Origin of the sequence: Halorubrum sp. AD140 (assembly GCF_034497445.1) — an archaeon.
Lineage (GTDB): Archaea > Halobacteriota > Halobacteria > Halobacteriales > Haloferacaceae > Halorubrum.
On sequence record NZ_JAXRUU010000273.1, the window covers coordinates 1 to 1145 of the forward strand.

The 1145-nt window shown below is 69.6% G+C and carries 2 protein-coding genes; both read right to left on the minus strand.

The window, feature by feature from the left end; translation table 11 throughout:
* Window positions 1–36 precede the first annotated feature (36 nt).
* Window positions 37–852 carry an ABC transporter permease subunit gene (locus U4E84_RS18125; protein ID WP_322533461.1) on the minus strand — a complete coding sequence of 272 codons (816 nt, stop codon included), beginning with the start codon at window positions 850–852 and terminating at the stop codon, window positions 37–39.
* Window positions 849–1145 (minus strand): DUF4162 domain-containing protein (locus U4E84_RS18130; RefSeq protein WP_322533462.1); only part of this gene is annotated, 297 nt, incomplete at its 5' end. The genes U4E84_RS18125 and U4E84_RS18130, both read right to left, overlap by 4 nt.

Genomic DNA, 1145 nt, shown 5'->3' on the forward strand with positions numbered 1-1145 from the left:
TTTCTAAATTTCTCGCTGGAAACCAAACAACGTCTCTCAGAGGTCGTCCGCGTCGAACTTCAGCAGGCCGGCGAGCGGCGGCGCGAGCGCCCAGAACACCAACATCGCGGCCGCCGAGAGCTGCCGGTCCGCGGTCTCGCCGGTGAACAGCTGTTCGCCGAGGAACGCGTTCGACAGCACCTCGACTCCGGTGTTCGGATTCGACACCCGGAGGAACACCTCGATCTGGGCGGCCGACGCGGGGAGCGCGTCGACCAGGGGTCCGGCGGCGCCGAGCAGTCGCCCGGTGATCAGCCCCCACAGCAGGACGAACAGCACGTAGATCGAGATCCCGCCGATCAGCGCGCGCAGCTGGGTCGAGGCGGCGGCCGAGCAGCCGACCGCGATGGCGACGAACACGATACCGAGCGCGGCCGCGAACACGGTGTACCCGAGAAACGCGCCGGCGTTGAACGTGACCGGGACGGCTATCAGCACGGCCGCAGGCAGCAGGAATCCGGCGAACACGGCCAGCGCGAGCGCCGCCCCGCGACCGATGACCTTCCCGAACACCACGTCGGCCCGAGAGTGCGGTAGCGATAAGAGCAGCTTCAGCGACCCGGACTCGCGCTCGCCGCTCACCGCGTTGTAACCGACGACGACCGCGACCAGCGGGACGAGGTACGTCACGAGGACGGGACCCACGAAGAAGCTCAACAGGGCTTCCGTGGCGAACTGCTCGCTCTCGGCGGTCGGCCGCACGGCGAACGCGAACGCCGAAACGAGCAGCGAGAACAGCGCCACGAGGACGATCATGCCGCGCGACCGGACCGTCTCCTGAAAGTCCTTCCGAGCGATCGCGGAGAGGCTCATCCGTCCACCTCCTCGGTTGCCGGCTCCGCTGCGGGCCGGTCGGACTCGGTCGCGCCGGAGTCGACGCTCGCCGCGTCGCCCTCCGTGTACGCCAAGAAGAGGTCTTCCAGCGAGGCCTCGCGCGTGTGGAAGTCCGGGACCGCGACGCCGGCGTCCTCCAGCGCCGCGATGACGTCGGTCTTCGCGTCGCTCTCGCAGTTCACCACTAATTCGTCGCCGTCGCGGGTGACGCCGGAGACGCCGGGGAGCGCGCGGACCGCCGCGACCGCGTCGTCGTCGGCGCCCGCGGCCGC

Bases quoted from the DNA above. Each gene is read 5' to 3' on its own strand.
- U4E84_RS18125 (WP_322533461.1), bottom strand. From the start codon at position 852: ATGAGCCTCTCCGCGATCGCTCGGAAGGACTTTCAGGAGACGGTCCGG.